Origin of the sequence: Corynebacterium sp. HMSC14H10 (assembly GCF_001807105.1) — a bacterium.
Lineage (GTDB): Bacteria > Actinomycetota > Actinomycetes > Mycobacteriales > Mycobacteriaceae > Corynebacterium > Corynebacterium jeikeium_D.
The window spans coordinates 153,190-179,696 of sequence record NZ_KV787410.1 but is presented as its reverse complement, the minus strand read 5'-3'; the positions used below and the strand labels follow the sequence as shown (position 1 = coordinate 179,696).

Sequence of the window (26,507 nt, the reverse complement as noted above, 5' to 3'; positions counted from 1 at the left end):
TTGGCGAACATAAGGCCAGGTCACAGCAGTGAAACGTAACGTTTTCTGATAAAATCGAAGTATGAACAAAGGTTGCGAAGTCTGTGGTGCAACGCTTCCGTTGCAGGCACCCGGCCGCATTCGGACGTACTGCTCGAATGCGTGTCGACAAAAGGCGTACCGTGCCCGCCAGCGCAACCGCTACCCGAAGGAAATGACCAACGCACGACGCTGGGTTGCCGCCGACGGCAAGCGCCCCATGCAGACCAACGGCAAGCCAGCATCGTCAACCAAGCCAGAAACATGGACGCAGTTCCGCGACGTCAAAAAGAAGCCGCACGGTTTCATGCTCGGCGGCGGATTCGCATGCATCGACCTGGACAACTGCTTCAGCAACGGGCAACTCCAACAATGGGCACGTCGGATTGTCGACGCTGCGCCGGGCGCATTCATTGAGCGCTCAGTCTCCGGCAAAGGACTCCACATCTTCGGGCTCCTACCGGAAAGCAAAGGTCGCAATTACGGACGAGTAGAGGTCTACTCCGCCGAACGGTTCATACGCACTACCGCCACCGTGTGGTCCGCAGGCGAACTGGTTGCATTAACGAAGACAGTCGCGGACATCGAGGACATGAATCAGACAGGAAAGCTTCCTAGACAAACAACAGGGAGGAGGTAGGCCATGCCGGGCCCAGTACCCAAACGGTCAGACCAGCGCCGACGCCGCAATAAACCGCAAGGCCCAGCAACGCTGAAAGTGGCCGGTGCAGAAACGGTGAAGCCACCAGCGGAAGACCGCAGCTGGCACATCAGCGCCAAACGCTGGTACAGGAGCCTGAAGCATTCCGGCCAATCGGTGTTCTTCGAACCATCCGACTGGGCAGCAGCGCACCTATGCGCCACAATTCTGTCCGACGAGATGCAAAGACCAGAGCCAGTGCGCGCCGCAATCATTGCTCAGATCAACTCCATGATGGACTCCCTTCTAACAACAGAGGGAGCGCGCCGCCGACTGCGCATCGAACTGCAACGCGCCGATGCGACCAAGAACATCGACGACAACACCCAAGCAGCAATCCTGCTGATGGAAAAATACAAAAACGACCTAACCGGATAAAGAAAAGGCGGTGATACCTACATGGTCGCCGCCGCCGACAGGATTATAACCCTCCCAGAAGGAATCCCCACCCGCACCCTCGGATGGAACGCCCTCGCATGGGCAGCCAAATACCTACGCCACCCCAACGGCATCCGCGCCGGGCAACGATGGCAATTCACCCGCGAGCAAGCCCGCTTCATCCTCTGGTTCTACGCGGTCGATGATGAAGGCCGGTTCGTCTACTACCACGCAGCCCGTCGGCTGGCCAAGGGCTCAGGTAAGTCACCATTCGCAGCCGTCATGGCGCTGATTGAGTTGCTTGCGCCAGTCCGGCTGGACCATTTCGACGACAACGTTCTCGGCGGCTGTGTCGGCAAGCAGCAGCCCATGCCGCTTGTGCAGATCGCGGCGGTTTCCCAGGACCAGACCGAGAACACTATGCGTATGGTTCGAGCCATGGTCGCAAAGCGCGCCGCACCCCAGCTCAACCGCGACTACCAAATCGATGCGGGAAAAACACAAATCAATGTCGAACCCGCAGGAAAACTGGAAGTCATCACGTCGTCGGCAGCGTCCGCTGAAGGCGCAGAAGCGACGTTCATCATCGGCGACGAGCTCGAACACTGGACCAACTCCAACGGCGGCAATGAGCTACACCGCACGCTGCTGGATAACCTCGCCAAGTCCGGCTCCCGCATGTTGGAGACCCTCAACGCCTGGAAACCAGGCACCGGCTCAGCCGGAGAAGAAACATTCGAAGCCTGGACGCTACAAGAAGACGGACGCACCAAATCCGACCGCAAAATCCTCTACGACGCACGCCAAGCCCCACCAGACACCGACCTCGCTGATGAAGCCAGCCTGCGCGCCGGGCTGGCTTTTGTGTATGAGGATTGCCCGTGGGCTGACCTGGACGCGATTGTGGCGCGTATTTGGCACCCGAAAGCGCGGCCTGATGATTCGAAGCGGAAGTATTTGAACTGGCCGACTGCATCGCTGGACTCGTGGTGTGATCCGCAGGACTGGGCGCAGATGTCCAGGCCTGACCGTGAACTCGTCGATGGTGAGCAGGTTGTGCTGTTCTTCGATGGTTCCTTGTCGAATGACCACACCGCGCTGATTGGCTGCTGCATGGACGATGGACATGTTTTCACCGCTGGCGTGTGGGCGCCGCCGCCGGACGGCGTCGTTGACGTTGAGGCGGTGGAGGCGGGTGTGCAGCGGGCGTTTGACCGCTTCGAGGTGCTGGCGTTTTTCGCTGATGTCCGTGAGTGGGAGAGCTTTGTCAAGGTGGATTGGCCGGAGCGCTACGGCGACCAGCTGCGCCTGTGGGCAACACCTGGGGCGCGCAACCCCGAGCCGATTGCCTGGGATATGCGCAGCAAGGACTTTCCGTTCACGCAGGCGTGTGAGCTTGCCGCAGCCGAGATTGTGCAGCATGCGTTTACCCATGACGGAAACCCGCTGTTGAGTGAGCATGTGCGCAACGCTCAGCGGCACCTCGGGCGTTATGGCGAGACGGTGCGGAAGGAGTCTCGGGCATCGCAGAAGAAGATTGACGCGGCAGTCTGCATGATTGGCGCTCGCATGGTCTACCGCATGGTCAAATCCGACCCATCACTTAAGGCAGAGCCGGTCGATGACACGGCATTTTTCTACTAGGAGGGCACGTTATGAATGAGTCTCAGGCACGTGACGCAATCCGTGCTCTTTTGCAGGACCACTCGGTGCAACGACACCATTTCGATGAAATTAACCGTGCGGTACAGCCGTGGTCAGACACAGAGGCGGCGCGCCGTATGGATGTGACGCAGGGGAAGAACTACCACCGGCACTTGCAGATCGCGAAGATGTCTCAGACCCCGTTTCTAGGGCTTGTGCTGGACACCTATGGGCAGTCACTCAAGGTAGAGAACTATTTCTCCGAAGGCTCGGTGCAAGCCAGGTCGTGGCACCACTGGCAGACCAACCGAATGGATGCGCGCCAAACCGGTCTGCACCGCGCGGCGCTGCAATACGGCACCGCGTATGCGTCGGTGCTGCCGTCAACGCTCAACGGGGCGCGTATCGGCGTGCATTCACCCCGCCGGCTGGTTGCCCGCTACGGGGAGGACATGACGTGGCCGGATACCGGGGCGGCAACGCAGACGGAATTCCCGATAATCGCCATGGTCATCGACAACGGCCACCTGTGCCTCTACGACGAAGAGCGTGTTTACTTCTTCGGAGTCGAAAATGCCCCGGATGAGCCGTTGGCGTGGCAGCAGCGCTATTACATGTCGCCGGAGAACTTGCCGTTTATCGAATATCGGGAGCACAACGTTGGTGTGACGCCCATTGTCCGGTATCAGGACCGCATGATGGCTGCCGGCGAAGAAACCAACGGCATCATTGAGCACCTGCTCGCGTTGTCGGCCAGGATTGACCGCACTAACTATGAGCAGGGTGTCGCGCAGTATTGGGCGGCGTTTAAGCAGCGTTATGTCACCGGTTGGGCTCCGAAGTCGGAGTATGAGGCGATGCGGCAGGCCATCAGTGACACGTGGACGTTTGCGAACAAGGATGTGAAGGTCGGCCAGTTCGATGAGACGGACCTGACGCAGTACATCAAGGCGCGTGAATCGAGTGTGCGCGACTTCGCTGCAGTTGCCCAGGTTCCCGCACAGTCACTTGGTGCGAATGCGATTTCCAATATTTCTGCTGACGGTCTGGCGGCGTTGGAGACGTCTAAGGATCGTAAGGCTTCTGAGATTCAAACCTCGCTGGGTGAGTCGCATGAGCAGATGCTGCGCCTGTGTGCGCATATTGCTGGCGATGAAGAAGAAGCCGGTGACTTCGCCTCTGAGGTCAAGTGGGCGGAAACATCGGCTCGCTCGTTCGCCCAGACGGTTGATGGGCTCGGCAAACTCGCCACCATGCTTGGTGTACCACCAGACGAGCTGTGGTCGGATATCCCTGGTTGGACGCATGAGCGCGTCAAGCGGGCTAGGGAAGCACAAGCAGGCCGCGGAAGCGGATTGTTCGACGTTGACCAGCCGGACGGTGGTCAGGAACCGCAAACCGAACCATAACGGCATCACAACAATCGACATGCGAGGAGGTGAAGGCACATGCCAACGCAGGACGCGAAACTCCGTGATATCCAACGCCGACTAGAACGCGACGTTGCAGCGAAGATTGATGAGTTCGGTGTGCCCATGGATACCGACGCGGTTTATGACATCGCCGTCGAATTGCACCCCATCGTCGTAAAGTATCGGCAGGAGGCTTACCGTGCCTACGTCGAGCAAATGGGGCGCGACATGGCGCAGCTCGGTTTAGAAGTAGCCCCGGCACGAATCCAAGGCTACGGCCCCCACGCCACCTACGACGCATTGGCTAGAGCAGCAGGATTCGGCGAGAAACCATCAAACATCATCCTCGAGCTCGTTGACGATGAGACCAAGGAACTCATCAAGAAATCCGTACCGGCCTTTGCATTCCCCAATCACCCGCGAGTCATCGAGCAAATGAGCGCACGCCTGACCCGCACCCTCATGCGCCACACACTCAACGCCGGCCGAAAAGCAGTCGAAGACACCGCACGGCTCGGAAGAGTCCGCAACGCAACAACCAAACGCCCAATCGGACGCCGAATCGGCTACGCCCGAGTACTCACAGGACAAGAATCCTGCGCCTTCTGCGCCATGCTCGCCTCACGCGGCCCCGTCTACTCCGAAGACACCGCCACGCGCCGGGCTGATGGGCGTCGGTATCACGATGGGTGTGACTGTCGTGCGGTTCTTGTTATTGAGGGGCAGCCGTGGGAAGGGGAGCAGGAGTTTCATCGGTTGCAAGCAGCCTGGCGGGAGGCAACATGGGAGGACGGGCGGCCTGTCGATAATCAGTGGAATCGGTGGCAAAAGGCGGTGCACTCAGGGAAAGTCAAGTTGAGGGCAACCAGTGAAACGCAAAGACAGGGAAAGTTAAGTCTTAACGGAGTTAAGCCTGCTGCTCATGAGACGAAAACATACAATTTTTTGGTATCTCAGGGCCATGTTGTTGAGCTAATTCCGCGAAGTAATACTAGTAAAACTGCAGACTGCATAATCGACGGCATCAAGGTAGAGATAAAAGCTCCACAAGGAAGTGGTAAAGAAACCATCTATCAATTGGTGAGAAACGGCAGTAAACAAAGTGCGACTCTAATTATTGACCTCCATCGGTCTAGCATTCCAGTCGACGAAGCAATTCTCCAGGTAGATAGAGCGATGGCACGGTATACTCGAGTTAAGCAGGTAACTATTATCACTCGTGATCGGAAGGTGGTGAAGAAAACTCGTGGCTGACAGTACTTCTTTTGAATCTGATGCAGGAATTAGAGACGTAATTAATCTCTTCAAGCAAGTCGGAGAGTGCACCGCTCTTTCTGTTGATGAAGATGATGACTTGACATTTCGGTTTGGAACTCCAGGCGGGGCCTACGTCACTGCTTTCTGGGATTTGAAGCCGGATATCGACGAGTATGAAACCGTGGTCGATGTGTATGAGCAGTCAGACAAAGGGGCAGCTTCACGACTTTTTAAATATGTGGCTACAGCTTTTGATGATAAAGCCGTATTACGAGCACCTGATTCGGCAGAAGTTATTGCGAGAGCCAGTGGCGGCCATATCGTATGGGAAAACAATACAAGTAATGGTCTGAATTAAACACTTATGTATTTGAAAATACCGCTAATACGGTGAACTTTAAGTACTGCTAAATAGCCATGGAGTAGCCACATTTGCGGGAGTGCGAGTCCCCGCCATGGCACTACCCCGCACCACAAGAAGTGGTGGCGGGGTTTTCTTATGCCCGAAAACAGATTTACCCAGGAGGTAACTCATGTCGGAGGAAAACACCGCCACCGAAGCCAGCGCCGAGCAGGTGGCGCACACCGGAACCCAGGAGGAACCGGACAATACTGATGCGCAGCCCGTGCCCGAGCACTTCCGAAAGGAACTCGAGGAAGCACGACGCGAAGCAGCACGCTACCGCACCGAACGCAACGAACTGCGAGCAGACGCGGAGAGCTGGCGCACACAGCAGGAAGCAGAAAAGACGGAACTGCAAAAGGCCACCGAGCGCCTAGCCAGCCAAGAAGACGCATTCAAGGCTCTGGAGGCCGAAAACACGCGCCTTCGGCTGGCAGCCCGTTACGGCATCGCTGAGGAAAACCACGACCTTCTAGGCTCAGGCAGCCCAGAAGAAATCGAAGACCGTGCCAAGCGGCTCGCAGCGATGCAGAAGGAACAGACCCGGCCACCGTCAAACACCCCGGTGGAGCAGCTCGGTGCCGCAGTCCGCTCGGAGCCGGAAACTCCACCAAACGCATTCCCTGCAGGATGGCCAGTCTAAACCCGACTGGCCATTTTTCATTTCAACCTGATTGGAGAACGCAATGGCTTCCACGCCGATGCATTTCACCCCAGCAACCAACATCACCGGCAAGGCCCAGGGCGACATTGCCCAGGGCACCTTCGTCATCATCGCCGCCGACATGGAAGGGCGTAACCCCGTCGTCAAGGCAGCTACCGCCGACGCTGATGCGTTCGGTGTCGCAGCACACGACGCCAAGGACGGTGAGCACTTCACCATCTACCGCCTCGGTATCTACGAGCTGGTCGCCTCCGGCGCTATCGCCGTAGGAGACAAGATCTCCACCGCTGCCGGTGGCAAGGCGAAGAAGGCAACCGACGGCCCCGTCGCTGGCATCGCTGTAACCAAGGCCGCTAACGGCACCGTAACGGTCGCCCTGAACTAAGGAGGAAACACAATGGCACGTGACCCAATGTTCCCGCTTTCCGGTCCCAACGTTGAAAACGGGGCTATCACCATCGACATGATGCTCAACGAGCCGACCCGCATCGACAACTATGCGGCGCAGCTAGTTGAGCGAGACCTCCTGTCGAAGGTCATCTTCGGCAACGTCACCACCACCGGCGGTGCGCTGCTGTTTGACCAGCTGGTCAAGAACACGCCGACCGCAACGGACAAGCCGGGCATTGTCGCGCCGGGCTCTGAGTTCCCGGTGCTGCACACCCCTGATGGTGAGCCGGTTGTCGCTCGTGTCCAGAAGACCGGTGGCAAGTTCGGTGTCACCGATGAGGCACGTATCCGCAATGATGCGATGCTGCTGCAGCGCAAGATTTCCCAGGTCTCCAACACCATGGTGAAGGATCTGGACGAGCGCGGCATTTCGGCTCTGACAGAGGCAATCGACAAGATTGACGGCACCCTGAGCGTGGCGTCCGGTGGCTGGGATAAGGCCGCCGAGGTCGCAGCAACCGCGAAGACCGCGAAGACCGGCGAGGGCGAAGTCATCAGCAACCTGCTGGACGCGCAGCTTGCTATCGAGCAGACTGACCTTGGCTACAGTGCTGACACTCTGGTGCTCAACCCGGTTGACGCTAAGAACCTGAAGCTGCTTCTCGGTGTCGGCAACTACCAGGAGATGCTGGGCACCTTCGGCCTGACTCTGCACTCCACCAACGCCATGAAGAAGGGCGAGGGTCTGGTGCTGCAGGCTGGCATGGTCGGCGTCATGGGTGTCGAGTCCCCGATCTCGACCGAGACGTGGCGTGACGCCTCGACTCAGACGACCTGGTCCCAGACCTGGGCGACCGTCGCGTTCGGCGTCACCGACCCGCTGGCCATGGTGAAGCTCAACGGCCTGTCTGCGGGGTAGCGTATGTTTGCCACCTCTAGGGACGTTCGCCTGCGGTGGCAGACCGCCCCCGCCACGGTCACAGATGACGCCATCGAGGCTGTTCTAGACGACGCGGACGCATGGCTGCGGGCAAGCTACCCGCAAATCCCGGCTACCCCGGACGAGAATCTTCGGAAGGTTCTCGCGCTGGTGTCGGTGTCTATGGCGAAGCGAGCGCTGGCCGCAACTGACCGAGGCGGCATCACGCAGCAGCAAGCCACTGCGGGGTCATTCTCGCAGTCCACGTCGTGGCGAAATCCGGACGGAGACTTGTTCCTTTCCGGCCAGGAACGGCAGATGCTGGAATCCGCGTTGCAGGATTTCAGCGCTGACCGGGCAGTGAGTATGGAGGCAACCGGATGGTAGCGGACGTATTTCCCTGCACGATTCCTGTGACGGTGCACCGCCACGAAGACGGGGCAACAGACCCGTATGGCAACCCTCTTCATCGCTACACCAAGGACAAGGTCATGGTGTTTGCGGTGCAAAAAGGCGGCACACCGGCAGTCACCGCGTCGCACCCTGAGGCCGCGGAGTTTGATGCGGTGGTCTACGCCCCCGTGGAAGCTGGCATCACCGACCGTGACCGCATCGAGGTCGATGGAATGGTCTACGAGCTGGCCGCCCCGCCGGGGAATTGGGAATCCAACCCGTGGTTTTCGCCGGGCCTGGTCGAGTGCCGCTGTAAGCGAATGGAGGGCTAGATGAAAATCAAGTACAACATCAAGGCATTTGAGGAGATTCGTCGTCTGCCCGCAGTGGCGGCGGAGGTTGACTCACGTGCCGCGCGTATCGCTGACGCCTGCGGCGACGGGTACGAATCCAGCCCCTATGAGGGCAAGTCTCGTCACCGCGCATCGGTCATCACGACTAACTACAAGGCTGCTCGCGATAACGCGAAGAACAACACGTTATTGAGGAACATCAATGCGGGAAGCTGACCCACAAGCCCAAAAAGCGTTTATCGACCTGCTGCACCGAATCTGCGGCGGTATTCGAGTGAGCACTCGGTACCCGCGGCAGCCGAAGTTCCCGCATGTCGTGGTCACGCGGGTTGGAGGGGCGACACCGAACCGTATCACCGATGCGGCAACGATGTCGGTCCAGGTCTATGCAGAAACGGAATACGAAGCCGAGCAGGTCGCCGGGCTGATTCGCCAGGCACTCCGCGATGAGTCTTGGAGGGGCATGCGCCTTTCCGGGCACAGGTTGCGCGGGTGGCGGGAATACGCTGCGCCACAGCGGTTCCTCGACCCTGATCGGGAAAACCTGGTGCGGTTTCAGTATTCCGGCCAGCTCCTCATATCGCTGCTGACTAACCAGTAACCAACGATTCGTTTACTTAAGCCCTGCGCGTCGCGTGGGGCTTTTCTCATGCCCCAAGGAGGCAAAAATGGCAAACGTCAACAACATCACGTCAACCAACCCCGGCAAGAACGGTGTGCTGTTCCGCGCACCGCTGAACACCGCCCTGCCGGAAGACACCATGTCCGAGCTTGACCCGGCATTCGCTGATCTCGGCATCGTCGGCGAGGACGGCCTGACCCAGGCCATCACCCGTGATACCGAGGACAAGAAGTCTTACGGCGGCGACATCGCCTACACCCTGCAGACAGACTACGGCCAGGAGCTCACCGCCACGCTCTACGAGTCCGCCAACATTGACGTACTCAAGACTGTCTTCGGCGATGACAACGTCCAGGAGACGAGCGAGGGCTTCAAGGTTCTGCACAACAAGAAGAAGCTGCCGCGCTCTGTCTTTGTTGCTGAGCACCTGACCGACCAGGGCACCAAGCGCCAGGTCATCCCGATTGGCCAGGTCGTCAACCTGGGTGACATTCAGAACACTCACCAGGACATCGTGATGTACGAGGTCACCACCAAGTGCTTCCCAGATGCCGACGGCAACGTGATGTACGAGTACTACTCGATCAGCACCGCCGACGGTGAGGTAGCACAGTTCGGTATCACCACCGCTGTGATTTCCCCGGCAACCCAGGGCAAGTCGTACACCGCCACCCTGCAGGCATCCGGCGGTGACGGTAACTACAAGTTCACCGCAGTCGGCGCTCTGCCGGCAGGCCTGACTCTCGCTGAGAACGGCAAGCTCTCGGGAACCCCGACCGGCTCCGGTGAGGAGTCCTTCACTGTCCGTGTCGCCGACGGTGCTGGCGCCACCGCGCAGCGCACCCTCACCCTCAAGATCAACCCGACGGAGTCCTAACCGTCGCTCTCACCCCAGGCCACTGTGTGTCGTCAGCTTTTCATGAGGGGTTCAGCTGACGACGGCCTGGGGTGACCCCACCAACCCCTCATGTAACCCCTCCAAATTTTTCCTAACTCTTATTAAGGAGACCCCTCATGGCTTTCGAATTCGTACCAGCATGGGACGCCCGTACTCAATTCACGTGTGAAATCCCGACCAAGGACGGCAAGTCGAAGACGTTCTCTGTGCCGCGCATGGAGTTCATCGACGATGAGACCTACGCGACGTTCGCTAAGTGGTTTAAGGACAACCCGGACGACAAGCTTCTGGAAGACGGCCGCCGACCAGTCAGCGAAGCGTTCGACTTCTTCATCACCGAGCTGGGTATCGACGACGCCAAGTGGTTCGTTGACAACCTCGTTTTCGGTGAAAAGGTCCAGCTGTGGAATGAGTGGAATCGACTCACTGATGTCCCGCTGGGGGAATCCTAGTCCTGGCCGGGCTTCTACACCGACCAGGGTTTAAAACCGCGCTGACGTACGACCTCATTGAGAAAGGGCGCTCTATTCACCAGCTCGGAAGCCCAGCATTGTCGTGGGCTGAGCTGAAAGCGTTTCTCGCATGGGCGCCGGAAGGCAGCGCGGTAAGGCGTCTTGATGACCCGCTAGCGGAGTACAAGGCGCCGAAAAACCAGCTGTTGATGAACACCATCGACACGCTGGCATGGGCGAACTGGCAACGAGCGCGTAGGAAGACTGCGCCGAAGCCACGCCCAGTTATCGACCAGCTGAAAGAAGCTGTCGAGCGGCAACGACGCGCCAGGAATGGCCCAAAGAATGCTGCCGAACTGCAAAATACCCGCGCCGAACTCGCACGCCGGAGGAAACTCCAGCGGCAAAACAAGCCCTAGGAGGACGCCATGGCCGTCGAAATCGCAGCTGCCTATATCTCCATCATCCCGGAGACCAGCAAAATCGCCCCGGGTATCAACAAGGCGATGGGTGGGGCAGAAAAGTCCGCGTCGAAGTCGGGCGAATCGATGGGCCAGAAGCTGTCCTCCGGCATGGGCAGTGTCCTGAAGAAGTCCGCTGTCGGTGTCGGTGTGGCAGCCGGTGCGGCGCTTGGTGCCGGGCTTACCAAGGGCGTTGGCCGGTTGAACGGTATCGAGCAGGCGGAAGCCAAGCTCCGCGGCCTCGGCCATTCTGCGTCGTCTGTGGGGTCCATCATGGACAACGCGCTGGCGTCGGTGAAGGGCACCAGCTTTGGGCTGGAAGAAGCCGCCACCGCTGCCGCAGGCGCTGTCGCAGCCGGTATTAAGCCTGGCCAGGAACTTGAGCGCACCCTGAAAGTCGTTGGCGACACCGCCACTATTGCGGGCGCGTCGATGGGTGAGATGGGTCAGATTTTCAACTCCGTTGCAGCCCGCGGCAAGCTGCAGGGCGACGACATGATGCAGTTGCTTTCCCGCGGCGTTCCTGTCCTGCAGCTCCTCGGGGAAGAACTTGGTAAGACCTCTGCAGAGATCAGTGACATGGTCTCTAAGGGGCAGATTGATTTTGCGACGTTCCAGAACGCTATGGAGCGTGGCATGGGCGGCGCGGCACTTGAGGCCGGTAACACGGTGCAGGGCGCTATGCGGAACATGGGCGCTGCGGCCGGCAGGCTCGGCGCCACTATCTCAGGACCATTTTTCAACCAGGCCGCCGGCGGTTTCAAGGGTGTCACTGACGCGCTTGATGCGATGAACGCGCGTGCTAAGCCGGTCATGGAAACGTTCGATGCCTATCTGACGTCGAATGTGGTGCCCGGGTTGCAGAATCTCGCCAGTTCGGCGGTGGATGCGTTTCAGGCGTTTATGCATTCTGCGACTGTTGCTCGTACGACTGAGGTGTTCCGTCAGTTGTGGGAGGCGGGCAAGGGCCTTGCGCCGTCGTTGGTGAGCATTGGTACGTCTGCCGCGCAGGCTGCCGGGGCGCTCGGCGTTGGTACCTGGAACTTGTTCTTGACTGCGCTGCAGACTACTGCTGTCGCGGCTAAGGCGTTGACCCCGCCGCTAGAGGCGGTTTCGTCGTTCATGGAGTCGCACCCAGCGGCCGTGACTGCAGCGGTGGCAGCCTGGGCAGGCTTCAAGACACTACCGGGTGTGGTCGGCAAGGTCACCGATGCGGTGACGAAGCAGAAGACCGCTATGTCTGAGTCCCGCTCGTCGATGCAGCAAGGCGTTAAGGATATCCAGGCCTACTACCGTGCTAGTGGGCAGGAAATCACCAAGTTTGAGGCGCAGCTGCAGTACCTGGGCACGTCGTCGAATGTAGCGATTCAGAGTATGGCGCGCGGCTATGAGCGTGGCTCGGTGTCGCTGCTGAAGATGGCTAAGGCGCATAAAACCGCTGCTGTTGAGGCGCGGATTAACGCTATGTGGTCTAAGGACGCTTTCACCACTATCGACTACATGGCGCAATCGGTAGGCCACACGGCCGCGGCTAGCCTGCAGCGGTTCGGCTCTGTCGCCGGTGGCATCGCTGGCGCTGGACTTCAGACCATGAAGGCCGGAGCCAAGGGCATCATCAATTTGTTCGGTGGCCCGTGGGGCGCCGCGTTGGCTGCCGGCACAGCAGTCGTGACCACACTTATCGCGGAGACCCAGAAGTACAACCGCTTCCAAGACGAGGCCGCCCGCTCCGCCACTCTCGCATCCAGCGCGTTCCGCGACATGTTCAGCGCCATGGCCTCCGGCGGCGACGTTGTCGCTGCAATGGGCAGCAGCGTGCAGGATGTGCAGTCGCACCTGGAGCAGCTGGCCAGCAACGGCCCAGGCTGGATGTCCCGTGTCGGCATCGCCGTCAATGAAGCGGGGCACAACATCGGCAAGGCCATGGGAACGATTTCCCAAGAGACAAAGTTCGCTGACGAGCAGTGGCGCGATTCCTCTGATTCGGCTGGCCGCGCAGCGGAAGCCATTAAGCGACTTGGCCTGACCAATGAGGAGCTTGCCCAGCAGCTGACGGGCTCGTCTGCCCAGTTTGAGGCCTTCAAACAGAAGCTGATTGAGTCTGGTGAGGGCGGCGCTGACGCTGCCGCGCAGATGCAGAAACTGCGTGACGAGTACAACCGCGCGCAGGGGTCACTCGATCGTGTGGGGCCGGCTGCTGCGAATGCTGCCGCGACGATTGAGGAACTTGCTGGCAAGACGGGTGACGCAGGCGACCGCGCTAACAAGCTGAATCGTGCGTTCATGGAACTTGCTGGCGTGGAACTGTCGGCCGCTGACGCGTCGGCGGAACTGACGAAGGTTGTGGACCAGGTCTCCGGCAAGATGGAAACGTTTGCTGGTGCCACCATGAAGGCAAACGGTCTTCTGGATACGACGACAACAGCGGGCGCTGCGGCTCACAATGAGCTGGAAACCCTTGGTAACACCATGCGAGATAGCGTTGCTGCTGGCAATGACATTAAGGATGTGTGGGCGCAGTCCTCCGGTGTGCTGGATAGCTTGCAGCAATCGCTGGGCATGACTGACACCGAATTCCAGAAGCTTCTCAAGGCCTACGGCATGACGCCGGAGCAGATTCAAACGATTGTGGATGTTCAGGCTGACGAGGCGAAGACGCAGCTTGCATCGGTAGCTAAGAGCTTCGCGGGACTCGACGGGAAGTCTCTCGAGACAAGATTGATTGTCAAGGACGAGGGTGCGCGCAAGAAGCTTGAGGACTTTGGCATGAAGGTCAAGGTCGTCGACGAGCAGACCGGCGAGGTCACCATCACCGCCAAGGACGAGCAGGCAGTTGCTCGCTACGACTGGTGGGTCAACCACGGAATGCCGGACATGGACGGCAAAACCGCCCAGATGGACGCGTTCCTCAACACCGACCAGGTCAAGGTGTCCTCGGCTGAGGCTCGGTCGATTCTCAACCAGCTGGACGTGTCGACCACGAATCCGACGGCGCATCTCATCATGGATGAGTTCCGCCGCGACGGCGAAATTGCCCGTGGTGACTTGGAGTGGCTGTCGACAATGTCGGCTAACCCCAAGGTTGACCTCGACACGATTCTGCTGGACACCAAGACCGGCACGGTTAATACGACCATCGACAACCTGAATGGGAAGACTGCTCGGCCGAAGGCAGACCTTGACGCCAGTGCGCTGTTTGCAACCGATGATTTCGCTAAGGCGCAGCTCTACACTCTGGATCTACAGCGTCCGATGCCATGGGCCAGCATGAATATCGACGGCCTGAACGCTCAACATATTGATGCGTTGAACAAGGTAGGTCTGCTCGATGGCCAGCGCCCGACCCCGGCAGCAAACCTCAACATTGCGGACCTCACCGCTGAACAGCAGATTGCGCTTGCCCAGATTTTCGACCTGGACTCCCAACGCCCAACGCCGCTGGCTGACCTGACTAAAGACCAGCTGGACGTGAAGGTTGAGGATGCGAAGCGCAGGCTGCAGGAAGTCCACGATAAGAAAACCGAGCCGAAGGTCAGCGCAGAGACGCGCGCGGCAATCGAGAAACTCGGTGGTGTCAAGGACCTCCTTGGAAAGCTGGTCAGCAAGACCATCTTCATTGACGTGTTCCGCCGCGACCACAAGTCCGGCAACCGTCATGGTGGTCGCTTCGCTCGAGGTGGGCGCTACCCACGCTTCGCTCACGGCGGCACCTACCGCGATGCACTGTCCACCAAGGACCAGCCACATGACGGGTACCGACTACCCACCGCCGGGCCAGGCACCAACGAAGTCGATGGGTTCCTGGCCTACGACTCATACGGCATGCCCGCGGCGCGTCTTGACGCTGGCGAGTGGATCATCAACCGCCGCAGTTCCGCGAAATACGACAAGGAACTGCAGCAAATCAACAACGGGACGTTCCCGAAGTTGCCGGGCTACGCCGACGGCGGAGTTTTCGACGACATCATCAACGCCGAAACACCACCAACCGCGCAAGAATACCGCGCGTTGGTCGACGGCAAGATGGTTCGTGGCGTGCAGGCCGAGCGGCCACTCGACGGCGCGCCGTACGAGAACTTCCCGAATCGTCGTGGCGCGTGGGGCGACTGCTCCTACACACAGGGAATCCTGGCAGCATTCGGCCTTGGCATGGACCCGTGGCCACGCAAATTCTCCACGAGCACGCAGCTCGCGTGGCTGCAGCAGCACGGTGCGAACATCGGTATCGGGCCTGCGGGTAGTTTCCGTATGGGCTGGTACGACAACGGCGGCGGACAATTTGGCCACACCTCCGGCACTCTGCCGGACGGCACCAATGTTGAGATGGGCGGTGGGCCGGGTGGCGGCAAGGTTGGCCCCGCAGCAGCCGGGTTCAATCATCCGCAGTACACGCACCATGCATGGATTCCAGCTGGAAGCGGCGCAACAGCCGCATCTAGCGCAGCGGAAGTGCCGGACGAAACGAACACGGACGATGAGCTGACGCCATCAGCAACAGCGTCATCGTTTGAGTCCGACCCTGACGTCGCACCACTGTCTCCGGCTGCATCTGCGTCCGCAGACTCTCTGCAGGCCACCCCGCCCGGTGGCGACTCACTGTCCGGCTACGCGGGCAGTGTCGTGGCGGCATTCGTTTCCGGCCATATCGGTGATGCCTTGCAGATCGCTGGGTTCCCTGACCAGTTACCGCCGATTTTCAAGCTCGGCAGTGTCTGGTTCCAGGCAGTCAATGGTGGGGCTGAAAAGCTCCTCAACTACCAGAAAAACGACGACGCCGTTGTCGAAGCCGGGAAAACAGCCGAAGCATTGCCGGAGGGCAAGCAGGCCGCGCCGGGCACTGACGGGTCGGTGGTCGATGAGGGCAGCCTCGAGGAGGCGGTCGATTCTGCGGTCGAATCTCCGGATGTGCAAGGGGAGGAGGCAGAACAGCCCGAAGAGAAACTTTCGGGTGTTGATGCGGTTAAGGCCGCAGTCAAGAAGTCCCTGAAGGCGTTTGGTTGGGATTCCGGTGAGCAGTTCGACTCGATTGATTTCATTGTCGAGCATGAGTCGAATTGGGATCCGAATGCGGTGAACCCGTCATCGGGTGCGTTTGGTCTTTTCCAGCTGAACCCAGCATCGGGCACGCTGCAGCAGTATCTGCCGGATAGGTCACCTGACCCGGAGAAGCAGGGTGAGGCGGGTGCTCGGTATATCCAGGACCGGTACGGCACTCCGGTGGCTGCGGCTGAGTTTTGGCGCGCGAATAATTGGTATGACTCTGGTGGCCGCGCCTCCGGTGTTGGTCACATGTTGAAGAACACCATCAAACCAGAGCGCGTCTTGAGCCCTGAGCAGACGAAGGCGTTTGAGGACCTGGTGTACAACCAGATTCCTGCGATGCAGGACACCCAGCCGCAGGGTGAGCCGCAGCAGCCAGCGGAGCAGCCTCAGGACGCGGCGACGGTGACTGGCCAGGAGCCTGCGAAGACGCAACCTGAGCAGGCGTCTGGCTCGCTAGAGAACGCGGTCAACGAGGCGCTGCCGATGTTGATGGCTCAAAACAGTTGGGCTGACGCGGCGAAGCTGGTGACATCCTCGGCGGTCAGTTTCGCCGGGAACATGGCGACGTCTGCGGCCTCAGGGCTGACAGACTCCGCGTTCTCCGCAGGCATGTCAGCGCTCGGTATGGCGGGCACGCCGACCATCGGCGCGATGGTGGGCTCTGCCACCGCACCAGTAACCGGCGCGCTTGGCCCAGCAGGCGGCGCGGCAGCTGGCATGGCCGCAGCACCGCTGGGAGCAATGCTGGGGCAAGTCATGCCTATGACCCCCGGTGATGTCGTCGGAGCAGCTGGCGGGGCAATGACCGACCTGGCCGCGTGGTACTCCGGCGAAGTCGCCTGGGGCGTGACGAACGCTTTCGAAGAGTACTCGAAGGACATTTTCGGAAGCGTGCTTCTGCCGTTCCAGGACATGAAGCAGATCGTGGAAAACCCGGTCGGGTACATGGCGCAGCAAACCGGCCTGGATGTGCCATTGGCTATCGCCCAGGAGCATCTGGGGCCAGCAGTGTCTGCAGTCAGTCCTGATGGTGCCGCCGTGGTCAACAACTTCATTGCCAATGACACCGACGGCATCTTCGCGAAGTACCGCGTGGAGCAGGCCAAAGCATCGGCCGGAAAGATTGGAGTGCATTAATGGATGACATTCGAGAGTTCGGCCTGACCGTGATGGGCTGTGACGGCAGTATGTGGCCTATCCATGGCCCGGAGTCATGGGGAAGGAATGTTCGCCTGATGGAGGGCGACATGGGTGAGTTTTATGAGCCGCCGATTAAGACGGTGCATAAAGCCAGGGTTGGCCAGCCAGGCAGCAGCTATGTGGGTTCGAAAACCATGGAGCGCCATGTGGTGCTGAATGTGGACTTTTTCGGCGAGGATTGGGCGCATGACAAGTCACGGTTCATGCGCGCTTTCGCCCCGGATAAGGACACGAAGCTGGCTGTCACAACCCCCATGTCCGGCAAGCGGCTCCTGACAGTCCGCCTGGAAGAGGGCCCGAAGTATTTGGATAATCGTGACCCTTTTTCGCTGGCGGCTGCGTCGTACCAACTGGTCGTTATCGCCCATGACCCGTTTTGGTACGAGCCGGTGCCGTTTCGGCACAAGTTCGTATTCAACGGCTCCAACTGGGCTGGCGACGGCATCACCGTCAACAACTATGGCGATGTCGAGTCGTGGCCGCAGTGGGTGCTGACCTCCCCGGCGAAGTTTGGACTTCCAGACCAGCCTATCGGTGAGAACTTCGACACTGACCGCATGATCTTCATGCCCTGGCAACCGGTCGGCCGCACCATGCTGGTCGACACTAACCCAGGTGCGGAGATGGTTGTGGCCAACGACAACACCCAGGCGTGGGCGGATTTGAACGGCCAGTTCTTCAAGTACCCAATCCCGCCAGGAACCCCGGACACCAGACTGCCGGTCTATGTTGACCCGTTCCCGCTGCTCGATATTCCGCTGCCGTACCAGTGGCGCATGTGGATTGCCCAAAAGCTCCGCGAGCTAGTGAAGGCAATCGGCCTGGATAAATTCTTGGCAATCACGCCGGAGGAAATCGGGAAGAAGATTTCCGAATGGATGAAGGGAAACATCCCCGACTGGGTGCCGATTCTTTCTGACGATCTCATTGCAGATTTCACCGGCGACATGATTGCCTACGGAATCCGCCAGACGTACGGTTCCTTCGCCAACATCGCCGGTGCGACTGCGGAAATCAGAATCCCAAGGAGGTGGCAATCACCATGGCTGTGACCGTACAAGGCGCATCGGATGAGCAACTCGACGATATTTACGAGCAGGCTATCGCCGCGCGGGAAGAACGGCGTCGTCGCCGTGACGAACCGCCGCTTATCCGGATTTGGGAAAACAAAACGGTCGGCATGGTGCTTCGCGGTGTGGTGGCCGCCGAGTACGCGGGCTTTTTCGAGATCGAGGTCAATGAGACAGCCCCGGCGCAGATCGCTCTCCCGTTTGACCATCATCTGGCGAAGTTCTGCTGGGAGCGCCGCAAACGTGAAAAACAAAACGTGGTGCTAACCATCGACGCCGCGGGGGAGCGATGGGGCGGGCTAATGAGCAACTGCACCCTCACGCAAGACGAAGACCTCGCCCGAACCGTCACCGTCGACTTTGTCCACGATTATGAGATGTTTAAGCACCTTCCGTGCTGGGCGAATCCGCTTTCCCCACCAGCGCTGCAGATTCCTAATGCGTGGTCGCTTTTTGCAAACGCAATCTGGGGGCTAAAGGTCACGCTTTTCGCCAATCTTCTTCGGCTCAACGGGTCGCTCTGGCAGCTCCCGGATGACCCTCTCGACCCGGAGTCCTGGTTGGCGACATTGGACTATAAACGCTGGCAGATGGTGGTTAAGCCCTCACTGCTCACCACGGACACTAGCCCGCTGCGGTACATCCACTCTGAGTTCGAAAACTTCCACGACGTGGCTAAACCAATCTTGGAAGACTGCGGGCTGATGGTAACGTGCCGCCGGTGGCTGATAGGTGACCCGCAGCCGTGGCCGGGCGCTGGGTTGAAACGCAACGGCCAAATCGTCGTCGACATCGTTGACAAGTCCGGCTGGTACGGGCAAACCTCCACTTTCGGCAAAATTGGTTCCGGCCTTGTTCGCACTGGCCTGGAAATCGCCGATAACCTCGTCGACGAAACCCGCATCATCCTGGATAAACCACGCCGAGCCCCGCAATACAGCGTCTCCGGGTTCCTGGGCGTCGCCCCAGAACAACCCTGGGTCGTCTACCGCACTAACGGCAAGACCAGCACCGTCAACAGCGTGTCAGCAAGCTACAAACCCGCTTCCGTCGCGCAGGTCACGGTCGGCGGTAAATCCGCCCCAGGTGTCAACGAGCTCATTAGCGCGAACATCAAGCTGATATTCAACATCATGGGCTCATTCATCCTCCAACCAGCACTCGGCTCCGTCGTCGAATCAATCATCCGCCCCTGGTTCGAAGACCGGCTCTTGGCATGGATGAGTATCAAATCCCCGCTCCGGTCGAAGAAGCTCGGGTGGGCGCACTTTCCAGAAAACGTCATCCACCACTCCGGGCAGGCCTACACACTCTCAGCACTGCTGGCGATGAGAAAAGAGTTCCGCGACACCAACGAACAATGGGCATTCGAAGTCAACATCGGCGACGGCGCACCATATCTCATCGGCGCGCCGGGCTTTGGTCATTGGACGATTGGTGACCGTATTGGCTGTGAGGAGCCGGGAGCAGATGACGGGTACGTGCAGGTACTGCAGTGCCGCAAGCTTCGTCTTGAGTGGGATGCGGATACTCCGAAGGAGTGGACGGCAACGTTGGGTGTTCCACCGTTGCGTGACCCGGTCGAGTGGGCGGTTGACCAAATTAATACTGTGACGTCGAGTTTTAAGAAACATGGGTGGCTGTAAATGAGTTTGCCAACACTGGAAACAACCTATGACAAGGATGACCCGACACAGTTCATGCTGTGGGCGTGGGTGAAGCTCACTACTGGTAAGGGAGATTTCGGGGTTCCGGAGGAAACGGCCGCTGAGCTGTCGCAGATTTTTTGGCGCCGCGGGTTTCGCCATCATCCGGAGCTGCAGATGGAGTTTTATAAGCCTCCGTTTGATGGGGCTGGTTGGTGGCAGGGCCAGGCCGGTTTGTGGTTGCCGGCCGATGAGCCTGGCGTGCCACCGGAGGACGTGGTGTCGAAGTCGGCGGGTGACATCGACGTGATTATGGCGGCGTTGACACCCGAGCAGAAAACAGCGCTCCGCAAGAAACTGCATGAGGAGGGACAATGACGACGCCAGAACCGAAAGACTATGGAGTCCCAGCCGGTGCTATGCGCCCCGGTGACCTGGGGAAGCTGCAGAACATCAATGGCGACTCCATCAATTGGGGGCAGCTGACTGGTATCACTGCAGCGGCAGAGGAAGCCCGCAATGGGTTTCTGCAGGGGTTGCGATCTATGGTGATGAAACCTTTGCTTGATATTTTCAGCGGTAAGAAGCCACAAGGGTGGGAGGATGTCTCGGCTGCTTTCCAGGATGGGCAGTTGAAGCTGACAAGTCGGGTAGACCTGCTCGATGGATTGCGTGGATATTGCTCTGCGTATCAGTCGCTCAATATTACGTCTCGGGGGTCGAGTGGTAGTGAGCGGGTGCGGCGCCTGCCGTTTGATAAGCAGATTGGTCCGCATAAGGGGGCTCATATTGACCGCGTTCGGCAGGGAATTGTGTTGGATGAGCCAGGTGCATGGCTGGTGTTTGTTCAGGCTAAGTGTGACCAGACTGGTTGGCTTCCGGGTCCTGGTGAAACGGACGGTTCTTCTGTCACGCTGCGTGTTTACGCGCCGGATGGGCGGGAGTTTTCGAAGCACACCACTGCTTCTGTTTCAGGAAAGTTTGAAGACTCGCTGGTCATTATTCGGACGGTTGTGGTTCCTGAGCCGGGTTATTGGATTGATGTGAGGTGTTGGTCTTCTCGTTGGCGTTGGTGGCTCGGTGGTACGGAGTTTTCGGCGTTGACGGTTGTAAAGCAGGATTCGCGTCTGGATAACTCTGGTGAAGTGACTGTTCCGAATGAGGATGCGGTGATTCCTGAACCTACTAATCCGGATATGGAGGTATCCCCATGACGATCTTGATCGGAGACATTAAGGATGTTGGTTTGAAGCCGACGGATGGCACTATCACGGTTTTCTCGACCGTGACGCGGCGTGCGACTGGCACGTCGGGGATTGTGACCAGGGAGCGGCGGGATTACCCGCTGGTGGCTGGCCGGTTTAGGACGGGTGAGCTTGACCCGGGCAGGACAACTGTTGAGCTTGTGGCGCCGGGTGTTTTTGAGCCGTGGACGTTTGACCTGCCGGAGTCGGGCACTGTGTCGCTGGCGGACATGATTGAGAACTCGGAGGAGTATCAGCCGTCGAATGCGGTGGTGAATGCTGCGAAGGCTGCGGCTGCTCAGGCGGAGTTGTCTGCTCAGCGTGCGTCGGGGTTTGAGTCTGGTGCTGAGCGCGCTAGGGATGAGGCTGTGCAGGCGCAAGCGTCGGTGCAGCGCGTTGTGGATGGTTCTCTGGCGCTGGTGCGCGGCGAGTTCACGGACTTGACGGAGCGGGCGGAGTCGGCGGCTGTGCGTGCCGAGCAGGCGCGTGACACTGCTGCATCTTCGGCTGAGGGTGCTGCTGGTTCTGCCACCTCCGCGAAGGAGGACGCTGACCGGGCGGAAGCGGCAGCGGGTAAGGCCGCGACTACCGCTGCTGACCAGGCTCGCGCGGAGCTTGCGGGGTTTGCTCAGGCTGCGGCCCTGTCGGAGCAGAATGCTGCGGGGTCGGCGTCTGCTGCGCAGGGGTTCGCGGAGCGTGCTGGTGTGTCTCAGTCTGCGGTGGCTACGGTTGCTGGCCGTGTTGAGGCTGATCGTGTGCGTGCGGAGTCGGCGGCGCAGGCGGCGGGGTCGGCTCGTGATGCTGCTGCTGGTTCGGCGGAGTCGGCGCGGAATGCGGCGGACGCTGCTGGTGGTGCGCGTCTTGGGGCTGAGGAAGCTAGGGACGCGGCGTTGCAGGCTGCGGAGTCGGCGCAGGTCGGCGCGCCGGAGGACGGCTGGCCGCGTGAAGCACTGTCGCAGCCGGTGCGGGAGTCGTTGACGCGGGCTGATAACGCGCTCACGACGGTTCCGCGCGCTACTTCGCAGGTTGCGGGTGGCGTGCAGCTTGCCGGTGACCTGTCGGGTACGTGGGACGCACCGACGGTGCCGGGGTTGGCTGACAAGCTGGACAAACAGCCGGTATCGGAGTCTGTGACCGCTGGTTCTCTGGTGCAGCGCACGGAGGGCGGGCAGGTGAAGACGGCGACTCCACAGGCTGACGATGACGCGACCACGAAGGCGTATGTGGACGGGATTCTCCCGAAATATGAGTTTGACTACAATCCGACTCCGTTGACGATGGCGTTGCGTACTGGAACGGGCACGATGCGTGTTGGTGATGCGGTGGGGCCGAAGGACGCGGTGACGAAGGCGCAGTTGGATGCGCTTGCGGCGCGTGTGGCGGCGTTGGAGTCCACAGCGGTCACATCCACTACCTACCGCACTATCGCCCGTGGTACTGGTTCGCGTTCGGACACTATCTACATCCAGGAGTAGCCCATGCCTGTTCTAAACCGTGTGAAGGGCGTGTACCGTGGCCGGGCGCTAGTGCAGTTCGTGCGTGTCGCTGGCCGAGTCATCTGGCAAGCCAAAAAGATCGTGGGCTGGAACAAAATCGCCGGGCCATACGAGGCCTCAGTTATTTACTCTGACACAAACAAGATTGTCTTTTATAAGACGGAAAAAGATGAATTCAATGCCCTAAAAGATATTAAAGACTTATATCTAAGAGGGGCTAACGGAAGGCACTATTTGGTGACATACGTTCGGTATAGCACTGCAGGATCTCAAATCATCATATCTTCAAGACTGACTAGCGATATAGCCAAAAAAGGCGACCAGTTGAGTTTCTACCAGCCGGTGTGGGGGTAAAAAGAATGGTTGTACTCAACAAAGCCAAGGGTATCCGTGTCGGGGGGGGGCTAGTGAAAACGGTGACCGTCGGCACCAAAAAAATATGGCCAAGCAGAACCATCACCGGATACAGAGTCGTAGCCGAATTCACGTCACGAGCCCGCTACACCAACCAAGTCGCCACGCAAAACGGCGAACAAACGCGACTCAAGCCATACATCGGAGTAGAGGACTTGATGATTCGCGCTAAGGGTGGCTCACAAATGCTTCCCGTGACGGAAATCAAAACCGATGTTTACGGGACGATTTATACGGACGGCAATCCGATTAACATCGGCATTTCATACAAAACGGTGTGTGAGCTTCTAGCCCCTATCTACTCCACCTAGCCCCCACAGGGGGCTTTTTTCATACCCAAACAAGGGAGGACAAAGAGATGACAATATTCGGCGTTGATGTCTCAGAACACCAAAACGGCATGAGCCTCACACAGGCCAAGAGTGAAGGCATCAGCTTCGCAATCCTACGACTGTGCGACGGCACCTACCGCGACAAAGTTTTCCACTCGCACCTCAAAGACGCAGAACGCGCCGGGCTTCTGATTGCGACCTACTGGTACCTGCGCGCACCGTCCGAGGGAACGACAATTGCCCAGCAGGTTGATGTCATCGATCAGCAGATGGGTGGGCGCCGTGACCTGCCGGTGTGGATTGACGTAGAGAGCGTCGCAGGAAATCGGAAGCTGCTCACAAAAAATGATGTGTGGGCAGCCAAACGCGAGCTAGAAAAACGCGGATGCATTGTCGCCGGCATTTACAGCGGCGCGTGGTACTGGGAGAACATGCCCGGTGGCGAACCGTCAATGTCCGGACTCGGAGCTCTGTGGGTATCCAACTACGGCCGCAACCGAACACTGCCATACCGCGCCGCATACGACAGTGATGGCGGCGACAACCACAGAGGGTGGGACTACCCACTCGGCAACAAGAAGCCAGACATTCTGCAGTACGGCTCAAACGGTCTTGTCGCTGGCTTCAAGGTTGATGTCAATGCGTATAGGGGAACCATCGACCAACTCAAACTCGTTTTCACAGGCGCACGTGCGACACAGCCTGCGCCTCAGCCGGGACGAGAAAGGAAACCCATGGAAAAGATGCTCGACTACCGGCGTGACCAGATCTGGCAAGACACCGGCTACAACTGTGGCCCTGCGTCGGCTCAAACCATCATCAGAGCCGCCACCGGTGTTCTTCTGCCGGAGGCGACCCTGGCACGTGAGATGGGCACAACGACGCGGGGCACCGACTGGATTGGCCAGATTAAGCCTGTGCTCGACAGGCACGCGCCTGCGGGAAAGTGGGCTTTGGCGGAAATGCCGAATGACCCGCCAACCGGGGCGCAGCGAGACCAGCTGTGGCAGCGAGTCACCGCCAGCATTGACGCAGGGTTCGGCGTGCTGGCCAACATTGTGGCCCCACCGTCGAACTACCCGCGCGCCAGCTACAAGAGCCGTCAGAACCTCGCGTACTCCGGAGGCACGGTCTACCACTACCTGTGCGTGATGGGCTATGCCGTCGATGACGCGGGGCAGCGGCATGTATGGCTCGCCGATAGCGGCTTTCAGCCCTACGGGTCGTGGGTCACGTTCGAGCAGCTCGCAACAATGATCCCACCCAAGGGCTATCTGTATTCCACTGCGGTGAAGAAAAAGGAGGCACCTATGACCGCACCGCTTACGCTCAACACTCCGTGCAAGAGCCATGTTCCTGGCTCGAAGCACATCGCACCACTTGCTGACTACATCATGTATGCGGACGCGGGAGTGTTCGCACTGCGGCAGCAGGTAGGAGAGCTACAGAAGCAAAACGCGGAAGTACTCAAGCAACTCGATGAGCTCAGGCAGCTTGTCGCTAACAATAAGTAAGCACCCCGCCGGGGTGCTTTTTTCATGCCTGCGTCAATACCGGCGCGGGCATTTTTCATACCTCAAAGAAGGAGAAACAATCATGGAAACCATTCGTAATTTCATTCCAGCGTCTGCTCGTGCCAGCTGGTACGCGGTAGCGTCAGCGCTCGTCGCAGCGCTCGTATCCTGGGGCGTCCTGGACGACACCGCAGCACCAGCCATCACCGGTGTCATCATCGCAACCGTCACCCTCATCTTCGCTCTGCTGCACTCTGACACACCATGGCGTCAGGCCGTCTACGGTCTCGCCGCAGCGCTCGGTGTCCTCGGCGTCTACCTCGGCTGGGGCAGCGAAGTGCAGATGGATGCTCTGCTGGCGGTTATTGCCCCGGTTCTCGGCCTGGGAACCGCCGCTGCGACCACCAATGCCGGCGAGTATGTCGGTGAGCACCGGTTGGGCGAGTAGGGGTTGGCGCGGTGACGGAAAAACTGTTCAACCCGCGCCTCATCGCTACGGTCTGGGCAATCTATGCTGCAGCCACCAGCGCCGGATACTACGGGCATTCGGTGACCGCACTCACACCAGTCGAGGCAGCGCTGCCCGCCGGTAGCCCGGCGTTGGCATGGGCGGCCGCATCGCTGCTTCTGGCTATTGGTGCGGCCACTCCGCCGAAAGGGAAGTGGGCGGCACTCGGAAGGGCCAGCCGAACCGCGGGCATTGCAATCTGCGGGGCGTTGCTGACAATGTGGGCGAGCTCGTATGCGATTGACGCGATTCACGATGGGTCACGAATGTGGGTGAGCGCGAAGAATTATCTGCTGTTGGCTATTACTGCGGCTGCGTCTGCCACAGTGATGGGACGAAACCGCTCCCGTGGGGAGGTTGCGCATGGAGATCAACTGGGGAAACTTAATTAACTCCATTCCGGGAGCCATAGTCGGCATTATCGTGGCGTGGATTGGTTGGAAGGGCCGTAAAGAAGAGTCGTCGGTGGCTTTCAATGGGACGCTGCTGCAGAGCCAGGACAATCGGATTAAGAAGCTTGAGGACCGGCTCGATAGCGTCGAGAGTCGGCTGCGAGACACGGAGGCGATGCTTCGTGTGGAGGAGGACCGGACGCATTTGCTTCGCCGTGGTCTCACGGATGCGATTGATTGGCTACGCGAGTTTATTGATTGGGCGCGTTGTGGTGCGGAGGGTGCCGCACCGCAGCCGGACTTGGCGAGACTAACCGGGATCGTGGGAGATTCGCAGGCGCTACCGACAGCCCGGAATCCACCGACCGAGACATAAATCAAGAATCTTTGCCCCGCTGGTTTGAGTTGTTCGGGATTTCCGAACAGCTCGCTGGCGGGGCGTTTTTTCATGCCTTGAGTCAGGCAAGCGGGAATCGTAAACAGGTTCGAGCTGCCCATGATTGCAAAACCGCAGGATTCAGCAGGCAAAACGTGGCTCATTTTTGGCTCACTTTTGGCTCAAAATACCCGTGAAAGTGCGTGAAAAGGAGTGAAAGATAGTGAATACTCAGACAAGCAAAAACCCGCCCCCACCAGGCTAAAAGCCAGGTGAAAGCGGGTTTTAAAATCGTGCCCCCGGTGAGA

General features: G+C 59.2%; 28 protein-coding genes. All 28 read left to right on the top strand.

Translation table 11 applies throughout. From position 1 onward, the window contains the following. Nucleotides 1-61 precede the first annotated feature (61 nt). Nucleotides 62-658, top strand: a complete 597-nt coding sequence (locus HMPREF3135_RS02155) for a hypothetical protein (protein ID WP_210384696.1) — start codon at nucleotides 62-64, stop codon at nucleotides 656-658. 3 nt (nucleotides 659-661) lie between these two features. Next, entirely contained in the window at nucleotides 662-1,096 is a 435-nt protein-coding gene (locus tag HMPREF3135_RS02150) for a phage terminase small subunit (protein WP_070437713.1), read from the top strand. Between the two features lie 21 nt (nucleotides 1,097-1,117). Beyond that, the gene (locus HMPREF3135_RS02145; RefSeq protein ID WP_070437710.1) at nucleotides 1,118-2,740 is read left to right on the top strand and encodes a terminase large subunit; all 1,623 of its coding nucleotides are present in this window, start codon (nucleotides 1,118-1,120) and stop codon (nucleotides 2,738-2,740) included. An 11-nt stretch (nucleotides 2,741-2,751) separates the two neighbouring features. Then, on the top strand, nucleotides 2,752-4,149 hold the full coding sequence (locus tag HMPREF3135_RS02140) for a phage portal protein (RefSeq protein WP_070437707.1): 1,398 nt from the start codon (nucleotides 2,752-2,754) through the stop codon (nucleotides 4,147-4,149). 39 nt (nucleotides 4,150-4,188) lie between these two features. Then, nucleotides 4,189-5,406 (top strand): VG15 protein, encoded by a 1,218-nt coding sequence (locus HMPREF3135_RS02135; protein WP_070437704.1) that lies wholly within the window; start codon nucleotides 4,189-4,191, stop codon nucleotides 5,404-5,406. Next, nucleotides 5,399-5,767: a hypothetical protein gene (locus HMPREF3135_RS11275; RefSeq protein ID WP_141739559.1), complete on the top strand. Its 369-nt coding sequence runs from the start codon at nucleotides 5,399-5,401 to the stop codon at nucleotides 5,765-5,767. The genes HMPREF3135_RS02135 and HMPREF3135_RS11275 overlap by 8 nt, the downstream gene beginning before the upstream one ends. Nucleotides 5,768-5,942: 175 nt before the next feature. Beyond that, the gene (locus HMPREF3135_RS02130) at nucleotides 5,943-6,455 is read left to right on the top strand and encodes a hypothetical protein (RefSeq protein WP_053412719.1); all 513 of its coding nucleotides are present in this window, start codon (nucleotides 5,943-5,945) and stop codon (nucleotides 6,453-6,455) included. 43 nt (nucleotides 6,456-6,498) lie between these two features. Continuing rightward, complete coding sequence (locus HMPREF3135_RS02125) at nucleotides 6,499-6,861, top strand: DUF2190 family protein (protein ID WP_070437701.1); 363 nt, start codon at nucleotides 6,499-6,501, stop codon at nucleotides 6,859-6,861. Nucleotides 6,862-6,873: 12 nt separating this feature from the next. After that, nucleotides 6,874-7,785 carry a major capsid protein gene (locus tag HMPREF3135_RS02120; RefSeq protein ID WP_070437698.1) on the top strand — a complete coding sequence of 304 codons (912 nt, stop codon included), beginning with the start codon at nucleotides 6,874-6,876 and terminating at the stop codon, nucleotides 7,783-7,785. 3 nt (nucleotides 7,786-7,788) lie between these two features. Further along, entirely contained in the window at nucleotides 7,789-8,172 is a 384-nt protein-coding gene (locus HMPREF3135_RS02115; RefSeq protein WP_070437695.1) for a Gp19/Gp15/Gp42 family protein, read from the top strand. Continuing rightward, nucleotides 8,166-8,510, top strand: coding sequence for a hypothetical protein (locus tag HMPREF3135_RS02110; RefSeq protein WP_070437692.1), 345 nt, complete (start codon nucleotides 8,166-8,168; stop codon nucleotides 8,508-8,510). The genes HMPREF3135_RS02115 and HMPREF3135_RS02110 overlap by 7 nt, the downstream gene beginning before the upstream one ends. Then, the gene (locus tag HMPREF3135_RS02105; RefSeq protein WP_053412714.1) at nucleotides 8,511-8,747 is read left to right on the top strand and encodes a hypothetical protein; all 237 of its coding nucleotides are present in this window, start codon (nucleotides 8,511-8,513) and stop codon (nucleotides 8,745-8,747) included. Continuing rightward, nucleotides 8,734-9,132, top strand: coding sequence for a tail completion protein gp17 (locus tag HMPREF3135_RS02100; RefSeq protein WP_053412713.1), 399 nt, complete (start codon nucleotides 8,734-8,736; stop codon nucleotides 9,130-9,132). Before HMPREF3135_RS02105 ends, HMPREF3135_RS02100 begins: the two co-directional genes overlap by 14 nt. Before the next feature lie 67 nt (nucleotides 9,133-9,199). Further along, nucleotides 9,200-10,030, top strand: coding sequence for an Ig domain-containing protein (locus HMPREF3135_RS02095; RefSeq protein ID WP_069359761.1), 831 nt, complete (start codon nucleotides 9,200-9,202; stop codon nucleotides 10,028-10,030). 137 nt (nucleotides 10,031-10,167) lie between these two features. Next, entirely contained in the window at nucleotides 10,168-10,503 is a 336-nt protein-coding gene (locus HMPREF3135_RS02090) for a hypothetical protein (RefSeq protein WP_070437689.1), read from the top strand. Between the two features lie 98 nt (nucleotides 10,504-10,601). Continuing rightward, nucleotides 10,602-10,922, top strand: a complete 321-nt coding sequence (locus HMPREF3135_RS02085; protein WP_053412710.1) for a hypothetical protein — start codon at nucleotides 10,602-10,604, stop codon at nucleotides 10,920-10,922. 9 nt (nucleotides 10,923-10,931) lie between these two features. Then, nucleotides 10,932-17,144 (top strand): aggregation-promoting factor C-terminal-like domain-containing protein, encoded by a 6,213-nt coding sequence (locus HMPREF3135_RS02080; RefSeq protein WP_070437686.1) that lies wholly within the window; start codon nucleotides 10,932-10,934, stop codon nucleotides 17,142-17,144. Further along, nucleotides 17,144-18,259, top strand: a complete 1,116-nt coding sequence (locus tag HMPREF3135_RS02075; RefSeq protein ID WP_070437683.1) for a phage tail family protein — start codon at nucleotides 17,144-17,146, stop codon at nucleotides 18,257-18,259. Before HMPREF3135_RS02080 ends, HMPREF3135_RS02075 begins: the two co-directional genes overlap by 1 nt. Next, nucleotides 18,250-19,923, top strand: coding sequence for a Gp37-like protein (locus HMPREF3135_RS02070; RefSeq protein WP_070437680.1), 1,674 nt, complete (start codon nucleotides 18,250-18,252; stop codon nucleotides 19,921-19,923). Before HMPREF3135_RS02075 ends, HMPREF3135_RS02070 begins: the two co-directional genes overlap by 10 nt. After that, nucleotides 19,924-20,301 carry a phage gene 29 protein family protein gene (locus HMPREF3135_RS02065; protein ID WP_070437677.1) on the top strand — a complete coding sequence of 126 codons (378 nt, stop codon included), beginning with the start codon at nucleotides 19,924-19,926 and terminating at the stop codon, nucleotides 20,299-20,301. It begins immediately after the preceding gene. After that, complete coding sequence (locus HMPREF3135_RS02060; RefSeq protein WP_070437674.1) at nucleotides 20,298-21,137, top strand: hypothetical protein; 840 nt, start codon at nucleotides 20,298-20,300, stop codon at nucleotides 21,135-21,137. Before HMPREF3135_RS02065 ends, HMPREF3135_RS02060 begins: the two co-directional genes overlap by 4 nt. Next, a complete protein-coding gene (locus HMPREF3135_RS02055) occupies nucleotides 21,134-22,642 on the top strand; it encodes a hypothetical protein (RefSeq protein ID WP_070437671.1) in 1,509 nt (502 codons plus the stop codon). Before HMPREF3135_RS02060 ends, HMPREF3135_RS02055 begins: the two co-directional genes overlap by 4 nt. Before the next feature lie 3 nt (nucleotides 22,643-22,645). Then, nucleotides 22,646-23,017, top strand: coding sequence for a hypothetical protein (locus tag HMPREF3135_RS02050; RefSeq protein ID WP_070437668.1), 372 nt, complete (start codon nucleotides 22,646-22,648; stop codon nucleotides 23,015-23,017). 5 nt (nucleotides 23,018-23,022) lie between these two features. Further along, nucleotides 23,023-23,388: a hypothetical protein gene (locus HMPREF3135_RS02045; protein WP_070437665.1), complete on the top strand. Its 366-nt coding sequence runs from the start codon at nucleotides 23,023-23,025 to the stop codon at nucleotides 23,386-23,388. A gap of 47 nt (nucleotides 23,389-23,435) precedes the next feature. Beyond that, nucleotides 23,436-24,923, top strand: coding sequence for a GH25 family lysozyme (locus tag HMPREF3135_RS11520; protein ID WP_083280590.1), 1,488 nt, complete (start codon nucleotides 23,436-23,438; stop codon nucleotides 24,921-24,923). An 82-nt stretch (nucleotides 24,924-25,005) separates the two neighbouring features. After that, a complete protein-coding gene (locus HMPREF3135_RS02035) occupies nucleotides 25,006-25,371 on the top strand; it encodes a phage holin (protein WP_070437662.1) in 366 nt (121 codons plus the stop codon). An 11-nt stretch (nucleotides 25,372-25,382) separates the two neighbouring features. Continuing rightward, on the top strand, nucleotides 25,383-25,823 hold the full coding sequence (locus tag HMPREF3135_RS02030; RefSeq protein WP_070437659.1) for a hypothetical protein: 441 nt from the start codon (nucleotides 25,383-25,385) through the stop codon (nucleotides 25,821-25,823). Beyond that, nucleotides 25,795-26,199 (top strand): hypothetical protein, encoded by a 405-nt coding sequence (locus tag HMPREF3135_RS02025; RefSeq protein WP_070437656.1) that lies wholly within the window; start codon nucleotides 25,795-25,797, stop codon nucleotides 26,197-26,199. The genes HMPREF3135_RS02030 and HMPREF3135_RS02025 overlap by 29 nt, the downstream gene beginning before the upstream one ends. Nucleotides 26,200-26,507: the final 308 nt, after the last annotated feature.

Bases quoted from the DNA above. Each gene is read 5' to 3' on its own strand.
- HMPREF3135_RS02155 (WP_210384696.1), top strand. From the start codon at position 62: ATGAACAAAGGTTGCGAAGTCTGTGGTGCAACGCTTCCGTTGCAGGCA.
- HMPREF3135_RS02150 (WP_070437713.1), top strand. From the start codon at position 662: ATGCCGGGCCCAGTACCCAAACGGTCAGACCAGCGCCGACGCCGCAAT.
- HMPREF3135_RS02145 (WP_070437710.1), top strand. From the start codon at position 1,118: ATGGTCGCCGCCGCCGACAGGATTATAACCCTCCCAGAAGGAATCCCC.
- HMPREF3135_RS02140 (WP_070437707.1), top strand. From the start codon at position 2,752: ATGAATGAGTCTCAGGCACGTGACGCAATCCGTGCTCTTTTGCAGGAC.
- HMPREF3135_RS02135 (WP_070437704.1), top strand. From the start codon at position 4,189: ATGCCAACGCAGGACGCGAAACTCCGTGATATCCAACGCCGACTAGAA.
- HMPREF3135_RS02130 (WP_053412719.1), top strand. From the start codon at position 5,943: ATGTCGGAGGAAAACACCGCCACCGAAGCCAGCGCCGAGCAGGTGGCG.
- HMPREF3135_RS02125 (WP_070437701.1), top strand. From the start codon at position 6,499: ATGGCTTCCACGCCGATGCATTTCACCCCAGCAACCAACATCACCGGC.
- HMPREF3135_RS02120 (WP_070437698.1), top strand. From the start codon at position 6,874: ATGGCACGTGACCCAATGTTCCCGCTTTCCGGTCCCAACGTTGAAAAC.
- HMPREF3135_RS02115 (WP_070437695.1), top strand. From the start codon at position 7,789: ATGTTTGCCACCTCTAGGGACGTTCGCCTGCGGTGGCAGACCGCCCCC.
- HMPREF3135_RS02110 (WP_070437692.1), top strand. From the start codon at position 8,166: ATGGTAGCGGACGTATTTCCCTGCACGATTCCTGTGACGGTGCACCGC.
- HMPREF3135_RS02105 (WP_053412714.1), top strand. From the start codon at position 8,511: ATGAAAATCAAGTACAACATCAAGGCATTTGAGGAGATTCGTCGTCTG.
- HMPREF3135_RS02100 (WP_053412713.1), top strand. From the start codon at position 8,734: ATGCGGGAAGCTGACCCACAAGCCCAAAAAGCGTTTATCGACCTGCTG.
- HMPREF3135_RS02095 (WP_069359761.1), top strand. From the start codon at position 9,200: ATGGCAAACGTCAACAACATCACGTCAACCAACCCCGGCAAGAACGGT.
- HMPREF3135_RS02090 (WP_070437689.1), top strand. From the start codon at position 10,168: ATGGCTTTCGAATTCGTACCAGCATGGGACGCCCGTACTCAATTCACG.
- HMPREF3135_RS02080 (WP_070437686.1), top strand. From the start codon at position 10,932: ATGGCCGTCGAAATCGCAGCTGCCTATATCTCCATCATCCCGGAGACC.
- HMPREF3135_RS02075 (WP_070437683.1), top strand. From the start codon at position 17,144: ATGGATGACATTCGAGAGTTCGGCCTGACCGTGATGGGCTGTGACGGC.
- HMPREF3135_RS02070 (WP_070437680.1), top strand. From the start codon at position 18,250: ATGGCTGTGACCGTACAAGGCGCATCGGATGAGCAACTCGACGATATT.
- HMPREF3135_RS02065 (WP_070437677.1), top strand. From the start codon at position 19,924: ATGAGTTTGCCAACACTGGAAACAACCTATGACAAGGATGACCCGACA.
- HMPREF3135_RS02060 (WP_070437674.1), top strand. From the start codon at position 20,298: ATGACGACGCCAGAACCGAAAGACTATGGAGTCCCAGCCGGTGCTATG.
- HMPREF3135_RS02055 (WP_070437671.1), top strand. From the start codon at position 21,134: ATGACGATCTTGATCGGAGACATTAAGGATGTTGGTTTGAAGCCGACG.
- HMPREF3135_RS02050 (WP_070437668.1), top strand. From the start codon at position 22,646: ATGCCTGTTCTAAACCGTGTGAAGGGCGTGTACCGTGGCCGGGCGCTA.
- HMPREF3135_RS02045 (WP_070437665.1), top strand. From the start codon at position 23,023: ATGGTTGTACTCAACAAAGCCAAGGGTATCCGTGTCGGGGGGGGGCTA.
- HMPREF3135_RS11520 (WP_083280590.1), top strand. From the start codon at position 23,436: ATGACAATATTCGGCGTTGATGTCTCAGAACACCAAAACGGCATGAGC.
- HMPREF3135_RS02035 (WP_070437662.1), top strand. From the start codon at position 25,006: ATGGAAACCATTCGTAATTTCATTCCAGCGTCTGCTCGTGCCAGCTGG.
- HMPREF3135_RS02025 (WP_070437656.1), top strand. From the start codon at position 25,795: ATGGAGATCAACTGGGGAAACTTAATTAACTCCATTCCGGGAGCCATA.